The sequence below is a fragment of the Bradyrhizobium niftali genome (genome assembly GCF_004571025.1).
Lineage (GTDB): Bacteria > Pseudomonadota > Alphaproteobacteria > Rhizobiales > Xanthobacteraceae > Bradyrhizobium > Bradyrhizobium niftali.
Genome location: NZ_SPQT01000008.1, coordinates 79,565 through 95,458 on the forward strand (window position 1 = coordinate 79,565; position 15,894 = coordinate 95,458).

At 65.0% G+C, this 15,894-nt stretch carries 12 protein-coding genes; 11 read left to right on the top strand and 1 reads right to left on the bottom strand.

The features are described from left to right. Positions 1-35 precede the first annotated feature (35 nt). The gene (locus E4K65_RS16480) at positions 36-1,409 is read left to right on the top strand and encodes a cytochrome P450 (protein ID WP_135175074.1); all 1,374 of its coding nucleotides are present in this window, start codon (positions 36-38) and stop codon (positions 1,407-1,409) included. A gap of 132 nt (positions 1,410-1,541) precedes the next feature. Here the strand turns inward: E4K65_RS16480 and E4K65_RS16485 are convergent, their stop codons facing one another. Next, positions 1,542-2,384 (bottom strand): SDR family NAD(P)-dependent oxidoreductase, encoded by an 843-nt coding sequence (locus E4K65_RS16485; RefSeq protein WP_135175075.1) that lies wholly within the window; start codon positions 2,382-2,384, stop codon positions 1,542-1,544. Positions 2,385-2,563: 179 nt separating this feature from the next. Here E4K65_RS16485 and E4K65_RS16490 point away from each other — a divergent pair, with 179 nt between their 5' ends. The 10 genes from E4K65_RS16490 to E4K65_RS16535 all read left to right on the top strand — a co-directional run bounded on the left by E4K65_RS16490 (position 2,564) and on the right by E4K65_RS16535 (position 15,740). Further along, positions 2,564-3,529 carry a sensor histidine kinase gene (locus E4K65_RS16490; RefSeq protein ID WP_135175076.1) on the top strand — a complete coding sequence of 322 codons (966 nt, stop codon included), beginning with the start codon at positions 2,564-2,566 and terminating at the stop codon, positions 3,527-3,529. A gap of 210 nt (positions 3,530-3,739) precedes the next feature. After that, positions 3,740-5,476 (top strand): putative bifunctional diguanylate cyclase/phosphodiesterase, encoded by a 1,737-nt coding sequence (locus E4K65_RS16495; protein ID WP_167770866.1) that lies wholly within the window; start codon positions 3,740-3,742, stop codon positions 5,474-5,476. 116 nt (positions 5,477-5,592) lie between these two features. Next, positions 5,593-7,035: a sigma-54 interaction domain-containing protein gene (locus E4K65_RS16500; protein ID WP_135175078.1), complete on the top strand. Its 1,443-nt coding sequence runs from the start codon at positions 5,593-5,595 to the stop codon at positions 7,033-7,035. Between the two features lie 195 nt (positions 7,036-7,230). Then, positions 7,231-8,541: an MFS transporter gene (locus E4K65_RS16505; RefSeq protein WP_235885654.1), complete on the top strand. Its 1,311-nt coding sequence runs from the start codon at positions 7,231-7,233 to the stop codon at positions 8,539-8,541. A gap of 123 nt (positions 8,542-8,664) precedes the next feature. After that, positions 8,665-10,713 carry an acyl CoA:acetate/3-ketoacid CoA transferase gene (locus E4K65_RS16510; RefSeq protein ID WP_135175080.1) on the top strand — a complete coding sequence of 683 codons (2,049 nt, stop codon included), beginning with the start codon at positions 8,665-8,667 and terminating at the stop codon, positions 10,711-10,713. 111 nt (positions 10,714-10,824) lie between these two features. Continuing rightward, positions 10,825-12,009 carry a substrate-binding domain-containing protein gene (locus E4K65_RS16515; protein ID WP_167770867.1) on the top strand — a complete coding sequence of 395 codons (1,185 nt, stop codon included), beginning with the start codon at positions 10,825-10,827 and terminating at the stop codon, positions 12,007-12,009. Positions 12,010-12,167: 158 nt separating this feature from the next. Continuing rightward, positions 12,168-12,932 (top strand): ABC transporter ATP-binding protein, encoded by a 765-nt coding sequence (locus tag E4K65_RS16520; protein WP_135175082.1) that lies wholly within the window; start codon positions 12,168-12,170, stop codon positions 12,930-12,932. Further along, positions 12,929-13,651: a branched-chain amino acid ABC transporter ATP-binding protein gene (locus E4K65_RS16525; protein ID WP_135175083.1), complete on the top strand. Its 723-nt coding sequence runs from the start codon at positions 12,929-12,931 to the stop codon at positions 13,649-13,651. Before E4K65_RS16520 ends, E4K65_RS16525 begins: the two co-directional genes overlap by 4 nt. Further along, a complete protein-coding gene (locus tag E4K65_RS16530; protein WP_135175084.1) occupies positions 13,648-14,658 on the top strand; it encodes a branched-chain amino acid ABC transporter permease in 1,011 nt (336 codons plus the stop codon). The genes E4K65_RS16525 and E4K65_RS16530 overlap by 4 nt, the downstream gene beginning before the upstream one ends. Further along, on the top strand, positions 14,655-15,740 hold the full coding sequence (locus E4K65_RS16535; protein ID WP_209312070.1) for a branched-chain amino acid ABC transporter permease: 1,086 nt from the start codon (positions 14,655-14,657) through the stop codon (positions 15,738-15,740). The genes E4K65_RS16530 and E4K65_RS16535 overlap by 4 nt, the downstream gene beginning before the upstream one ends. The last annotated feature ends 154 nt before the right edge of the window (positions 15,741-15,894 follow it).

The window sequence follows — 15,894 nt, forward strand, 5'->3', positions numbered from 1 at the left end:
GCTATGTTGGCAGCAAGCCAACCGGAGCAATCGTCATGTCGATGCAGAATGTGGCCCCCGCGCTTCAGTTCACCGCGCCCAGGCGCAACGAGCTGACGCACATCCCCGGTGACGAGGGCTGGCCGATCATCGGCAAGACCTTCCAGGTGCTGGCCGACCCCAAGGGGCATATCGAGGCGAACGGCGCCAAATACGGCCCGGTCTACCGCACCCATGTTTTCGGCGAGACCAATGTCGTGCTGCTCGGACCCGAAGCGAACGAGCTCGTGATGTTCGACCAGCAAAAACTGTTCTCGTCGACGCACGGCTGGAACAAGGTGCTCGGCCTGTTGTTTCCGCGCGGATTGATGCTGCTCGATTTCGACGAGCACCGGCTGCACCGCAAGGCGCTGTCGGTCGCGTTCAAATCCGGGCCGATGAAATCCTATCTAGGCGATCTCGACCGCGGCATCTCCGCGCGCGTCGCGCAGTGGAAGGCCAGGCCCGGCGAGATGCAGCTTTATCCGGCGATGAAGCAGCTCACGCTCGATCTCGCCGCCGCGTCCTTCCTCGGCGCCGACATCGGGCCGGAGGTCGACGAGATCAACCGAGCCTTCGTCGACATGGTCGCGGCGGCCGTCGCTCCGATCCGCCGCCCCCTGCCCGGCACGCAGATGGCGCGCGGTGTCGCGGGCCGCAAGCGCATCGTCGCCTATTTCCGCCAGCAGATTCCGCTCCGCCGCGGCAATCACGGCGGCGATGATCTGTTCTCGCAGCTTTGCCGCGCCACCCATGAGGACGGGGCCCTGTTGTCCGAGCAGGACATCATCGACCACATGAGCTTTTTGATGATGGCGGCGCACGACACGCTGACCTCGTCGCTGACCTCCTTCATCGGCGAGCTTGCCGCCAACCCGGACTGGCAGGACAGGCTGCGCGCGGAGGTTCTCGCGCTCGGTCTTGCCCCGGGCGCGCCCAGCAGCTTCGACGATCTCGAAAAGATGCCGCTATCCGAAATGGCGTTCAAGGAAGCACTGCGGATCAAGCCGCCGGTGCCGTCGATGCCGCGCCGCGCGATGCGCGATTTCACCTTCAAGGGGTTCAGGATTCCCGCGGGCACCGCGGTCGGCGTCAATCCGCTCTATACGCACCACATGAGGGACATCTGGCCGGAGCCGGACCGCTTCGATCCGCTGCGGTTCACCGAGGAGGCCCAGCGCAACCGCCACCGCTTCGCCTGGGTGCCGTTCGGCGGCGGCGCGCATATGTGCCTCGGCCTGCACTTCGCCTATATGCAGGCCAAATGCTTCGCGCGGCACTTCCTCCAGAACATCGAGGTGTCGCTGGAGCCGGGCTACAAGCCGGACTGGCAGATGTGGCCGATCCCGAAGCCGCGGGATGGCTTGCGGGTACGGATGAAGGCGGTGTGATATTTCTCGTGTCCCGGACGCGCGAAGCGCGAGCCGGGACCCAGAATGTCGATATGCGTCCGGTAGCAAGATGGGCCCCGGCTCTGCAGCGCACCGCTGAAGAAGCGCTGCGCTGCGTCCGGGGCACGAGACCTATCCGGCCCCCTGATCGAACGCCTTGCGCAGCGCCACGTAGCCCTGCTGCTGCTGGCTCCAGTTGCGGCCGCCGGTCATGGCGCCATCGATGACGAGGTCGTGGCCGTTGATGAAACTGGATTCGTCGCTCGCCAGGAACACCGCGGCCTGGGCGATGTCGTCGGGGATGCCGGCGCGCGGAATCGGCTGCGCGGTCTTGTAAACCTCGCGCATCACCGCCGGCGTCTTCTCCGCGGCATCGGTCGGCAGCCCCAGCGCCTTGCCGAAAATGCCGGTCGCGATCGCGCCGGGCGAGATCGAGTTGACGCGGACGTTGGATTCGCCGAGCTCCATCGCCACGCATTTGGTGAGGTGGATCACCGCCGCCTTGGCCGCGCCGTAAACCACCGACGAGGAGAAGCCGGCGAGCCGGCCAGCGATGCTGCCATTGTTGATGATGCTGCCGGACCCCTGCTTCTTCATGTAGGGCGCGGCGTGCTTCATGCCGAGCATGACGCTGCGCACCAGCGTCGCCATCGCCGCGTCGAAGCGCTCGACCTCGAGACCTTCGATGCCGCCGGTCTGCGCCGGCCCGCCGGCATTGTTGAACAGGCAGTCGATGCGGCCGAATTTGTCCACCGCAAGCGCGATCAGCGCCTGCATCTGCGCTTCGACCGTCACATCGGTCTGGCGGAAGACACAAGTTGCCCCGAGCTGCTTGGCCAGCGCCTCGCCTTCCGGTATGCGCCGCCCCGCGATCACAATTTTGGCACCTTCGGCAACGAAGACTTCAGCGGTCCGCAATCCGATCCCGCTCGTCGCGCCCGTGATCACCGCGACCTTTCCGTCCAGCCTGCCCATGGAATGTCCCTGTTTTCGAACCCATTGACGCCAAATGGCGGATACCGATCGACCACGGCGCCGCGACGGACAGCGCCGCGACAGTCACTATTCCTGCCGGCTCCGAACAAGGCAAGCTTTGCTTGCGCTGGGGAGATGCGCAACAATCGCAACGAACGCACATCGCAACCGGGCGGCGCATGGAGAAGCTGATCGACGAATTCCGCAAGGGCTGGCAGGGCGCGGCGCCGCCGTCGCTCGGCTTGAGCATTGCCTTTGCGGTGGCCTGCCTGCTGGTTGCGACGCTGGCGCGCTGGGGTCTCGCGCAGGTGCGGCCCGACGTCTACTTCACCCCATACTTTCCGGCCGTGTTCTTTGCCGCCGCGTTCGGAGGCCTCCGGATCGGCGTCGTGACGGCGATCGTCGGCGGCGTCCTCGGCGTCGTCGTGAATTTCAGCGATGCGATTGCCGATCACGCGCGTTTTGCCCTGCTGGCGCTCTACTGGGCCGTGAGCGCGCTGACGATCTGGGGGGTCGAGCACTATCGCACCATGCTGGTGGAGCAGCGCCGGATCTCCAAGCGCCTGATCGAGGAAGAAGACTATCGCAAGCTGCTGGTCGACGAGCTCCAGCACCGGCTGAAGAACAAGCTCTCGACAGTGCACGCCGTGATTCACCAGGTGCTGCATGACCAGCCGCAGGTCTGGGCCCGGGTCGATCCGCGGCTGCGATCGCTGGCCGCAACCGACGATCTGATCTCGCGGATCGACAGGGCTGGCTGCGACATCCGCGATCTCCTGATCTCGGAGCTCGGTCCCTACGGCCACGTCCGCTTCACCCTCAACGGCGACCGGCTGTTCCTGCCGCCGAAGCTCGCGGTGACGCTGTCATTGATGTTTCACGAGCTCGCCACCAATGCGGGCAAATACGGCGCATTCTCCGCGCCGCGCGGTCTGCTGCAGGTGTCGTGGACCGTCGCCGACGATCGCCTGACCGTCACCTGGGACGAGACCGAGGGGCCGACCGTGGACAAGGTGTCCGAGCCCGGCTTCGGCACCAAGCTGCTGAAATCGGCACTTTCGGCCTTCGATGGCAGGACCGAGATCTCGTATCTGAAGACCGGGCTGCATTGCATCATGCAATGCCGCATCCCGCGAAGCGAATAGCCGCTCGGCAAAGCGAAGGCAGCCTCTCACGCTCCGCTCGCGGTTTCGCTGGGAGCATTGACCCTCTGTTAATGACGATGGGCGTCGCGCGTCGCATCGTCGCAAGACACGCCCGTATTTCTCCGGACCCCTTAACCAAACTTAAGAGGGAACCACGCAAGATCGCGCCCATTGCAAAGGCGCGCTGAAACAACAAGATTCATGACTTCTATGAACGACAACAGATATTCCGGCGCGAGCGAAGCCGAACTCGGATTTCTCAAGGAAATCGTTAGAATGCTGCCGGCCGGCCTGACCGTGCAGGACGCCCATGGCGAACTTCTGCTCGTTAACGATGCCGCAGCGGCGCAGCTCGGCATGGACGGCAGCCGACCCTCGCCCGATCTGGCGCCGCGCCGGGAAGCTTGCCGGAAGGCGCTGAGCGCCGGCCAGGCGGTCGTCACCGAGGAAGCCCTGCACGACGGCGCCGCGCGCCAGGTGCTGCTCACGACCCATCGTCCCGTTCGCCTCGCCGGGCGCGAGCTCCTGATCTCCGCCTCCTCCGACATCACCGAGCAGAAGAATTTCGAGGACCAGCTGTTCCGCTCGGCCTATTTCGACGAGTTGACCGGATTGCCCTCGCGGCGCGTGATCGAACACCGCGCCAACAACCTGCTCGCGCGCGATCACGGCGGCGAGCGCTTCGCGCTCGCCTTTCTCGACGTCGACAATTTCAAGCACATCAACGACTATTACGGCCACGCCGTCGGCGACGCGCTGCTGGTCGAGCTGGCGAAGCGGCTCGGGCGCGACCTGCGCGATTCCGACATGCTGTCGCGCATCTCCGGCGACGAATTCCTGCTGCTGCTGTCTCCGATCCAGAGCCAGGAGGAAATCGCCGAGTTCATGCAGGCGACGCTGGAGCGGCTGACCGCGCCGTTCTTCATCGACCATTCGGAGGTCTTCGCCTCGACCTCGGTCGGCATCAGCCTCTATCCCGACCATGGAAGCAGCTTCGAGACGCTGCGTCAGAACGCCGACATCGCGATGTACCGCATCAAGAACGACGGCAAGGGATCGGCCGCCTTCTTCGACGCCAGCATGGAGCGCGAGGCGCTGGCGCGGACCAAGATCGAGCAGTCGCTGCGGCTCGCCATCCTCGAGAAGCGCTTCTGCTGCGCGTTCCAGTCCAAGGTCGACATCCGCACGCAGGCGGTGAAGGGCATCGAGGCCCTGGTGCGGCTGCGCGACGACGAAGGCGTGATCCAGGCGCCGGGCTCGTTCATCAACCTTGCCGGCGAGCTCGGACTGATCGACGAGCTGACCCATCTCGTGCTCGCCGAGATCGTCAAGTCGATCGACCTGATCAACGAGACGTTCGGCGCGGAAGCCTCCATCAGCATCAACGTTGCCGCCAGGCAGGCCGGCAATCCCGAGTTCATGCGCAGCTTCGCGCAGGCGCTGGACAACACCGGCTTTCCCCAGCGCTTCATGATCGAGCTGACGGAAGAGGCCTTCGTCGCCAAAAGCCATTTCCAGTCGGAAATCCTGCCGATGTTCCGCAAGCTCGGCGTCGGCATCTCGATCGACGATTTCGGCACCGGCTATTCCTCGCTCTCGGCGCTCGCCGACATCACCGCCGACGAGATCAAGATCGACCGCTCCTTCATCACCGACATCCATAAGCGGCCGCGCAGCCAAGGCATCCTGCGCGCGATCGAATCCTTGAGCGAAGCGCTCGGCATGACCGTGATCGCCGAGGGCCTCGAATCCTACGAGGAACTCGCCTACCTCCAGGCCGCAAGCAAGATCCGCTACGCGCAGGGCTATTATTTCTCGCGGCCGATCTTCCTGGAGGAACTGAAGCTCGCAACACCCGTCTCCAGCGAGTCCCGCGCCAGCGTGGCCAGCCGCCCGATTCAGCAGAACCGGCAGGGCTATTCGCGGGCGAACGGGTATCGAAGGTAGGCTCCACTATCTGGATGTCGTCCCGGCGACGGCAAGTTCGGAGCCAGCCCCGTTTTCGCCCTTTGAAATTACTGCCCTTTTGGTAATAAACAGGCGGGCTTCCCGCGAGGCACGCCATGTCCGGTCCCTCTTCCGTCGTCAGCGATCCCGCCTATATCCGCGCACGCGCCATGGAGACGCTGTTCGAGCGGCTGGAGCATCTGTGCGAGGGTGCCATCGCAATCGATCGCAGCGGACGCGTGGTGTATGTCAACGAGAAATACGTCACCGCGATGGGCCTCTCGCATGAATCCGAGGCGCTCGGCCGCCCGATCGAGGAGGTCATCCCCAACAGCCTGATGCGAAGGGTCGTGGAAACGGGTGAACCGATCATCCTCGACATCATGGAGCTCGGCGGCGAGCAACTCGTCGTGACCCGCATGCCGATCGAGGACGAGAAAGGGAACATCATCGGCGCGATCGGCTTCGTGCTTTACGACCGCCTCGAGGGCTTGAAGCCACTGCTCGGTCGCGTCGCCCAGCTCGAAAACGATTTGCGGCTGGCGCGGCGGCAATTGTCGCATGCGCGTGCCGCCCGGTTCACGTTCGACGACTATGTCGGTGCAACCGCTGGCATTGCACAGGCCAAGACGCTTGCAGCGCGCGCCGCGCGCCAGAGCGTCACCATTCTGCTCACCGGGGAGACCGGCACCGGCAAGGAAATGATGGCGCAGGCCATCCACAACGCGTCCGCCCGCGCCGAAAAGCCGTTCGTCAGCGTCAACGTCGCGGCGATCCCGGACACGCTGATCGAATCGGAGTTCTTCGGCGCCGCGCCGGGCGCCTATACCGGCGCGGACCGCAAGGGTCGCGACGGAAAATTCCGGATCGCCGACGGCGGCACGCTGTTCCTCGACGAAATCGGCGAGATGCCGCTGCAATTGCAGGCCAAGCTGCTGCGCGTGCTGCAGGAGCGCGAGATCGAGCCACTCGGCTCCGACAAGGTCACCAGGGTCGACGTGCGCGTGATTGCGGCCACCAATGTCGACCTGCACAAGCGGGTCAGCGAGGGGACATTCCGGGCGGATCTCTACTACCGGCTCAACGTGCTCTCGATCGTGCTGCCGCCCCTGCGGCACTGCCTGGACGACCTGCCCGAGATCTGTGGACGGCTGCTCGACGACATCAGCGCATCCGGCGACTACCTCAATGCCAGGATCACGCCGAGCGGCCTGGCTGCGCTTGCGCGCTATGGCTGGCCCGGCAATGTCCGCGAACTGCGCAACATCCTGGAACGCGCGCTGATCCTGAGCGATTCGGGACGCCTCACCAGCGACGACTTCGATCGCATTCTCCCCGTCGGCGCGGAGACGGCGCCCACGGCACCATCGCGGCCGACCGGCCTCGTCCTGCCCTATGCGGAAGCCGAGGCCGAGTTCGAGAAGCACACGCTCGAACAGGCGCTCGCCGCCAGCAACGGCCAGATCTCGGAAGCGGCCAAGATGCTCCAGATCTCGCGCGCGACCTTCTACAAGAAGCTCGCGAAGTTCGGCCTCGCCTCGGGAGCCGCATCCGTCTGAGTTGCGAGACATCGGGTGTCCGGAGTCTCGGATTCCTGACACGGCGCGGAGCCGCTCCTTCCAGGAGCCGCCGCTGAATCTGCTGGGTTTTCAGCCATTTTGCGCAAACCTGCGGCATCTGGCGCGGAGCTTGCTCTTCGCTCTGCACAATGACGCGTGCTGCACATGCGCATTCGCAACCAGGGAGGACGCAAGATGAGTGAAGCGATCTCAGTCCATCAGCTTGAGGCGAGACAGCCCTCGCACGTGACGGTCGCCACCGCGAGCCTGATCGGCACGGCCATCGAGTGGTACGACTTCTTCCTCTACGGCACCGCCGCGGCGCTGATCTTCAACAAGCTGTTCTTCCCGACCTTCGACCCCATGATGGGAACGCTGCTGGCGTTCGCGACCTACGCGCTCGGCTTCATCGCGCGTCCGCTCGGCGGCGTGGTGTTCGGCCACTACGGCGACAAGATCGGCCGCAAGACCATGCTCTATCTGACCCTGCTGATCATGGGCGCCGCGACCGCGGCGATCGGCTTCCTGCCGACCTACGAGACCGCCGGCATCTGGGCCGCTGTTCTGCTCGTGACCTGCCGGCTGATCCAGGGTTTTGGTCTCGGCGGCGAATGGGGCGGCGCGGTGCTGATGGCGGTCGAGCATGCGCCCGCCGACAAGAAGGGATTTTACGGCAGCTGGCCGCAGCTCGGGGCGCCGCTTGGCCTCGTGCTCGGCACGCTGGTGTTCTCGGTGGTGTCCGCGATGCTGACCGACGCACAGCTTCTTTCCTGGGGCTGGCGCATCCCGTTCCTGTTCTCGATCGCGCTGGTGCTCGTGGGCTTGTGGATCCGCTTCACCATCGCGGAATCGCCAGAGTTCCAGAAGGTCAAGGACACCAAGCAAGAGGTCAAGATGCCGATCGTCGAGGCGATCCGCATGTACCCCAAGAACATCCTGCTCGCGATGGGCGCGCGCTTTGCCGAAAACGGCTTCTTCTACATCTACGCGACCTTCGTGCTGGCCTATGCCACGCAATCGCTCGGCATGAACAAGCAGGACATGCTCAACGGCGTGCTGATCGGCGCGGCGATCGAGACCTTCACCATTCCCGCCTTCGGCGCGCTCTCCGACCGCCTCGGGCGGCGGCCGATCTACATCTTCGGCGCGGTGTTCTCGGCGCTGATGTCGTTCCCGCTGTTCATGCTGCTTTCGACCAAGAACCCGCAATATGCCTGGATCGCGATCGTGCTCGGTCTCGCCGTCGGCCACGCCGCGATGTACGGCCCGCAGGCGAGCTTCCTGTCGGAGCTGTTCGGCACCAAGGTGCGCTATAGCGGCGTCTCGCTCGGCTACAACCTCGCCTCGATCTTCGCCGGCGCGCTGTCGCCGCTGATCGCGACGGGATTGATGACGGCGTACGCGCCGGCAACCTGGCCGATCTCGCTGTACATGATCGCGCTGGCGATCATCACCATCGTCTCGGTCTATTTCGCCACCGAAACCCGCAAGATCGCTCAGCCCTGAATGGGCTGAGCGCGACACCCCGCGACGCTGGAGCGGCTGGTCGCCAGCCGCTCCACGCGATACGAATAAGGCCAAGCGGGAAGAACGGGCATGCGGTCCGCAACAGACACGGGAGGGAATGCCATGAGCCAGCATCCTGCCTTGCCCTACCTGCGCAACGCCGAGAAGGGCAAAGTCGTCACCGCGGCGGAAGCCGTCATGCTGATCCGCGACGGCGACACGGTCGCCACCGGCGGCTTCGTCGGCATCGGCTTTGCCGAGGAGATCGCCGTGGCGCTGGAGGAGCTCTATCTCTCCAACGAGGGTGACGCGCCCTACACGCAAGGCAAGCCGCACAATCTGACGCTGGTCTATGCCGCCGGCCAGGGCGACGGCAAGCATCGCGGCGTCAACCATTTCGCCCATGAAGGCCTCGTCCGGCGGGTGATCGGCGGCCATTGGGGCCTTGCGCCCAAATTGCAGCAGCTTGCGATCGCCAACCAGATCGAGGCCTATAATCTGCCGCAGGGCGTCATCACGCATCTGTTCCGCGACATCGCGGCGCACCGGCCCGGGCACATCACCCGCGTCGGCATGGGCACCTTCGTCGACCCCAGGCACGGCGGCGGCAAGCTGAATGCGCGCACCACCGAGGACATGGTGGAACTGATCGCGCTTCGCGGTGAAGAGTGCCTGCTCTACAAAACCTTCCCGATCAATGTCGGGATCATTCGCGCCTCCACCGGCGATCCCGACGGCAACCTCACCATGGAAAAGGAGGCCCTGACGCTCGAGGCGCTCGCCATCGCCATGGCGGCACGTAATTCCGGCGGCATCGTCATTGCCCAGGTCGAACGCGTGGCCGAGGGCGGCAGCCTCAATCCGCGCCAGGTCAAGATTCCCGGCATCCTCGTCGATTGCGTCGTCGTGGCGAAGCCTGAGCATCATTGGCAGACATTCGGCACGCAATACAATCCGGCCTACTCCAGCGAGATCCGGGTCCGCGCCGCCTCGTTGCCGGTAATGCCGATCAGCGAACGCAAGATTATCGCGCGCCGCGCCGCCTTCGAGCTGAAAGCCAACAGCGTGGTCAATCTCGGCATCGGCATGCCCGAGGGGATCGCCTCCGTCGCCAATGAAGAGCGGATCATCGACCTCATCACGCTGACGACCGAGGCTGGTGTGATCGGCGGCATCCCGGCGAGCGGCATCGATTTCGGCGCGGCGATCAACACCCAGGCAGTGATCGACCAGCCCTATCAATTCGACTTCTACGACGGCGGTGGCTTAGATGCCGCCTTCCTCGGGCTCGCCCAGGTCGATCGCGCCGGCAACCTCAACGTCAGCAAGTTCGGACCGAAGCTTGCGGGTGCCGGCGGCTTCATCAACATCAGCCAGAATGCCAAGGAGGTCGTCTTCGTCGGCACGTTCGGCGCCGGCAAGCAGCGCATTGCGGTGAACGACGGGAAGCTCGTCATCCTCGACGAGGCGAGGTCGCGCAAATTCGTCGACAGCGTCGAGCACGTCACCTTCAGCGGCCCCTTCGCGGCGGCGCGGGGGCAGCGCGGGCTCTATGTCACCGAGCGCTGCGTCTTCGTATTGCGGCCCGACGGGCTCGAACTCACGGAAATAGCGCCCGGCATCGACATCGAGCGCGACATCCTGCGCCTGATGGATTTCAAGCCATTGATCCCGCGCGACCCCGTCCTGATGGACGCCCGCATCTTCCGCGACGGCCCCATGGACCTGCGCGAGCGGCTGCTGACCATTCCGCTCGACCAGCGCTTCACGCTCGACGAGCAGCAGAACCTGTTCTTCATCAACCTGGAACGCTATCCGCTGCGCAGCAAGGCCGAGATCGATGCGATCGCGGCCCTCGTCGAGGCGAGGCTCGCCCCGCTCGGCCGCCGGGTCTACGCCATCGTCAATTACGACAACTTCTCGATCCTCCCGGAGCTGATGGACGATTATTCGGCCATGGTGCGCAGCCTCGTCGACCGCTTCTATTCCGGCGTGTCGCGCTACACCACGTCCGGCTTCCTACGCATCAAGCTCGGCGAAGCCCTGGAGAAGCGCGGCGTCGCGCCGCACATCTTCGAGAGCGCGGAAGAGGCGCAGTCGGACTGGCGGCAGATCGAGTCGGCCGGCAGCCCCGCCGCGTCCGGCGACACGCGCGTGACACGGCAGGCCTAAAAATGATGCATGTTGATGTGCCGGCGCAGTCCGCCGGAAGGTTGAATTGCAATGTTCGTAACGTTGTGCAAATCGCTGTTACCGAGAAATTTTGAATCAGGAGGGACCATCGTGCGTCGATCACTCATCATAACAACAACCATCCTCGCGCTCGCCGCGGGCACCTCCGTACAGGCCGACGACCTCAAGGTCGCACTGATCTACGGCAAGACCGGTCCGCTCGAGGCCTATGCCAAGCAGACCGAGACCGGCCTGCAAATGGGCTTCGAATACGCAACCAAGGGCACCATGACGCTCGACGGCCGCAAGATCGTCGTCATCACCAAGGACGACCAGGGCAAGCCGGACCTCTCCAAGGCCGCGCTCGCGGAAGCCTATCAGGACGACAAGGCTGATATCGCGATCGGCACGACATCGTCAGCCGCAGCGCTCGCCATTCTCCCCGTCGCCGAGGAGAACAAGAAGATCCTGATCGTCGAGCCGGCGGTCGCAGACCAGATTACCGGCGAGAAGTGGAATCGCTACATCTTCCGCACCGCGCGCAACTCCTCGCAGGACGCGATCTCGAACGCGGTCGCGATCGGCAAGCAGGGTGTCACCGTTGCCACGCTGGCGCAGGACTATGCCTTTGGCCGCGACGGCGTCGCCGCCTTCAAGGAGGCGCTCGCCAAGACCGGCGCGACGCTCGCCGCCGAAGAATATGCCCCGACCTCGACCACCGACTTCACCGCGGTCGGCCAGCGCCTGTTCGACGCGCTGAAGGACAAGCCGGGCCGCAAGGTGATCTGGGTGATCTGGGCCGGCGCCGGCAATCCGCTGGCCAAGCTCCAGGACATGGATCCGAAGCGCTACGGCATCGAGCTCTCCACCGGCGGCAACATCCTGCCGGCGCTCGCCGCCTACAAGGGCCTGCCCGGCATGGAAGGCGCGACCTATTACTTCTACGAGATCCCGAAGAACCCGGTGAACGACTGGCTCGTCGCCGAGCACCAGAAGCGCTTCAACGCACCGCCGGACTTCTTCACCGCGGGCGGTTTCGCCGCCGCGATGTCCGTCGTCGCCGCCGTCACCAAGGCGAAGTCGACCGACACCGAGAAGCTGATCACGGCGATGGAAGGCCTGGAGTTCGACACGCCGAAGGGCAAGATGGTGTTCCGGAAAGAGGACCATCAGGCGCTCCAGAGCATGTATCACTTCAAGGTCAAGGTCGATCCGAACGTCGCCTGGGCCGTGCTCGAGCCTATGCGCGAGCTGAAGATCGAGGACATGGACGTCCCCGTCCGCAACAAGCGGTAGGTACTTCACCTCTCCCCCAGGGTGAGGGGGTACCACCTCTCGTGGGACCTGAGCCCCCTCACCCGATTTGCAATGGACGATGCTTCGCATCGCCAGGATCAAATCGACCTCTCCCCGTCGGGGAGAGATGAACCGATAGACCAACCCGGTTTGCAAGAATGCCGCTGACTCTCGAAACCCGCGACCTCACCATCCGCTTTGGCGGCCACGTCGCGGTCAACAACGTCTCCTGCACGTTCCGCCCGGGCGAGCTCACCGCCATCGTCGGGCCGAACGGCGCCGGCAAGACCACCTATTTCAACCTGATCTCGGGCCAGCTGCGCGCTTCACACGGCAGCATCCTGTTCGACGGCACCGACATCACCCAGCATTCCGCGCCGCTGCGCACGCGCGCGGGCCTCGGGCGTGCCTTTCAGCTCACCAATCTGTTCCCAAATCTTTCGGTCGAGGAAAATGTCCGCCTCGCGGTGCAGGCGGCGAACGGCACCCATTACGACATGCTGCGGCCGTGGATGGTCCGCCGCGACCTGATTGCACGCGCCGACGCCATCCTCGACCAGGTCGCGCTCGGTAGCCGCCGCGGTGTCGCCGCGACCGCGCTGTCACATGGCGACCAGCGCAAGCTGGAGGTGGCGCTGATGATCGCGCTGGAGCCGAAGGTGTTCATGTTCGACGAGCCGACCGCGGGCATGAGCATCGACGAGGTGCCTGTCGTGCTCAACCTGATCGCACAGCTCAAGCAGGACAGGAGCAAGATCATCCTCCTCGTCGAGCACAAGATGGACGTGGTGCGTTCGCTCGCCGACCGCATCATCGTGCTGCATAACGGCCAGCTGGTCGCCGACGGGCCGCCGGCCGAGGTGATCGCCTCGCCGATCGTGCAGGAGGCCTATCTCGGCGTCGCACCGAAGAGTGCAGCATGACCGATCTGCTCAAACTCTCCGGCGTGCACACCCATATCGGCCGCTATCACATTCTCCAGGGCATCGATCTTACGGTCCCGCAGGGACAGACCACAATGCTGCTCGGCCGCAACGGCGCCGGCAAGACCACGACGCTGCGCACCATCATGGGCCTCTGGCAGGCCTCGAAGGGCGAGATCAGCCTCGCCGGGATGCGCATCGACAGCCGCGCCACGCCCGACATCGCCCTGCTCGGCGTCGGCTACGTGCCCGAAAGCATGGCGGTGTTCTCCGACCTCACGGTGAAGGAGAACCTCGTGCTGGCGGCGCGCGACGGGCCACTCGACGACGCCCAGCTCGACTGGATTTTCGGCTTCTTTCCGGCCCTGCGCCGGTTCTGGCTGTCGCGCGCGGGAAGCCTCTCCGGCGGACAGAAGCAGATGCTGTCGATCGCGCGCGCCATCATCGAGCCGCGCAAGCTGCTCTTGATCGACGAGCCGACCAAGGGGCTGGCGCCCGCCATCGTCATGGCGCTGATCGAGTGCCTGAAGGAGATCAAGCGCAAGGGCGCGACGATCCTCCTGGTCGAGCAGAATTTCTTTGCCGCGCGCGAGCTCGGCGACAACGTGCTGGTCATGGACAACGGCACCATCGTCCATCGCGGCGAGATGGCGGCACTCGCCGCCGACGTGCCGCTGCAGGAGCGGCTGCTCGGCCTGAGCCTGGAGGCGCATCAGTGACAGAACTTGCCGCAAACGATCCGCTGCCGAAGCCGAAGCGCGACATCGCGCCGATCCTGCTGCCGGTCGCGCTCGCCCTCGTGGTGATCCCGCTGGTCGGCTCGCCCAGCACCTGGCTGACGCTGACCGCCGCGAGCCTCGCCATGGGCATGATGATCTTCATCATGGCCTCCGGGCTGACGCTGGTGTTCGGCCTGATGGACGTGCTCAATTTCGGCCACGGCGCCTTCATCGCCGTCGGCGCCTATGTCGCAACCCTGGTGCTGGCACCGTTCGCGGCTTCCATTCAGGCCGATTCGCTCTGGACGAACCTCGCGGTGCTGGCGCCGGCCGCGCTGCTGTCGATGGCGGTGTCCGGCGCGCTCGGCCTGATCGTCGAGCGCGTGCTGATCCTGCCGGTCTACGGCCAGCACCTGAAGCAGATCCTGATGACGACCGGCGGCCTGATCGTCGCCGAGCAGGGGCTCTATGCGCTGTGGGGGCCGCAGATCATCCCGATGCCGCTGCCCACTTCGCTGCGCGGCTCCTTCATCTTCGGCGACGTCGCAATCGCGAAGTACCGCGTGCTGGCGACGCTGATCGGCCTTGCCGTCTTCATCGCGATCCAGCTCGTGCTCAACCGCACCAAGCTCGGCCTGCTGATCCGCGCCGGCGTCGAGAACCGCGAGATGGTCGAGGCGCTCGGCTATCGCATTCGCCGCCTGTTCCTCGGCGTGTTCATGACGGGCTCCGCGCTCGCCGGCCTCGGCGGCGTGATGTGGGCGCTCTACCGCGAGCAGGTCCACGCCTCCATGAGCGACGACCTCACCGTGCTGATCTTCATCGTCGTCATCATTGGCGGGCTCGGGTCGATCGGCGGCTGCTTCATCGGCGCGATCCTGGTCGCGATGGTCGCCAATTACGGCGGCTTCCTGGTGCCGAAACTCGCCCTCGTGTCCAACATCCTGCTGATGGTCGCCATTCTGATGTGGCGGCCGCGCGGCCTCTATGCGGTGACCAGCCGATGATGATCCTCTCCGGCGATCCGCCGCGCAGCCGCGTGCTCACGCTCGTCCTCGTCCTCATCATCCTGGCGCTGGCGGCGACGCCGTTCCTGTTCCCGGGTGCCAAGGCGCTGAACGTCGCGGCCAAGATCTGCGTCTTCGCCGCGCTGGTCGCCTCCTACGACCTGCTGCTCGGCTATACCGGCTCGGTGTCGTTCGCCCACACCATGTTCTACGGCATCGGCAGCTACGCGATTGCGATCGCGTTGTACGGGATGGGTCCGAATTGGGCCGCGGTCGCAACCGGCATCGTCGTCGGCCTGCCGCTTGCGGCGCTGCTCGCGCTCGCGATCGGACTGTTCTCGCTGCGCGTCGCGGCGATCTTCTTCGCCATGATCACGCTGGCGGTCGCCTCTGCCTTCCAGGTGCTGGCCTCGCAACTGTCCTGGCTGACCGGCGGCGAGGACGGCCGCAGCTTCCAGCTGCCCGAGCTGCTGCGCCCCGGCACGGTGCTGATCTCCAAGAACCTGTTCGGCTTCGAGGTCAACGGCCGCATCCTCACCTACTACCTCGTGTTCGCCATATCGGCCGTGATGATCCTCGCTTTGCTGCGCGTGGTGAACTCGCCGTTCGGCCGTGTGCTGCAGGCGATTCGCGAGAACCGCTTCCGCGCCGAGGCGCTCGGCTTCCGCACCGTGTTCCACCTGACCTACGCCAACTGCCTCGCGGCCCTCGTCGCCGCCAGCGCCGGGATCCTGAATGCGCTGTGGCTGCGCTATGCCGGCCCCGACACCTCGCTCAGTTTCTCGATCATGCTCGACATCCTGCTGATGGTGGTGATCGGCGGCATGGGCACGATCTACGGCGCGATCATCGGCGCCACCATCTTCATCCTCGCGCAGAACTACCTGCAATCGCTGATGGGAGTCGCCTCCAAGGCGGCGTCGGAAGCCGGGCTGCCGCTGCTGCCGGGACTTCTGCATCCCGACCGCTGGCTGCTGTGGCTCGGGCTGCTGTTCATTGCCAGCGTCTATTTCTTCCCGACCGGCGTGGTCGGACGGCTGCGCAATCGCGGCGGTGACAAGAGCGCGGGCACCTCACATTAAGCCGCCGCTAACGATGCAGTGCAGCGATTGTTGCGCGCATTGCGCAACCGCGGAGCGATTCCCGCCCCGCTGCATGCGGCCGGTACCGCACAACCGCATTAATGCTTAGGTAACTGGCTTTCCTAAGGTTTACGCCATTTGTGCGGTGTATTCG

Bases quoted from the DNA above. Each gene is read 5' to 3' on its own strand.
- E4K65_RS16480 (WP_135175074.1), top strand. From the start codon at position 36: ATGTCGATGCAGAATGTGGCCCCCGCGCTTCAGTTCACCGCGCCCAGG.
- E4K65_RS16485 (WP_135175075.1), bottom strand. From the start codon at position 2,384: ATGGGCAGGCTGGACGGAAAGGTCGCGGTGATCACGGGCGCGACGAGC.
- E4K65_RS16490 (WP_135175076.1), top strand. From the start codon at position 2,564: ATGGAGAAGCTGATCGACGAATTCCGCAAGGGCTGGCAGGGCGCGGCG.
- E4K65_RS16495 (WP_167770866.1), top strand. From the start codon at position 3,740: ATGAACGACAACAGATATTCCGGCGCGAGCGAAGCCGAACTCGGATTT.
- E4K65_RS16500 (WP_135175078.1), top strand. From the start codon at position 5,593: ATGTCCGGTCCCTCTTCCGTCGTCAGCGATCCCGCCTATATCCGCGCA.
- E4K65_RS16505 (WP_235885654.1), top strand. From the start codon at position 7,231: ATGAGTGAAGCGATCTCAGTCCATCAGCTTGAGGCGAGACAGCCCTCG.
- E4K65_RS16510 (WP_135175080.1), top strand. From the start codon at position 8,665: ATGAGCCAGCATCCTGCCTTGCCCTACCTGCGCAACGCCGAGAAGGGC.
- E4K65_RS16520 (WP_135175082.1), top strand. From the start codon at position 12,168: ATGCCGCTGACTCTCGAAACCCGCGACCTCACCATCCGCTTTGGCGGC.
- E4K65_RS16525 (WP_135175083.1), top strand. From the start codon at position 12,929: ATGACCGATCTGCTCAAACTCTCCGGCGTGCACACCCATATCGGCCGC.
- E4K65_RS16535 (WP_209312070.1), top strand. From the start codon at position 14,655: ATGATGATCCTCTCCGGCGATCCGCCGCGCAGCCGCGTGCTCACGCTC.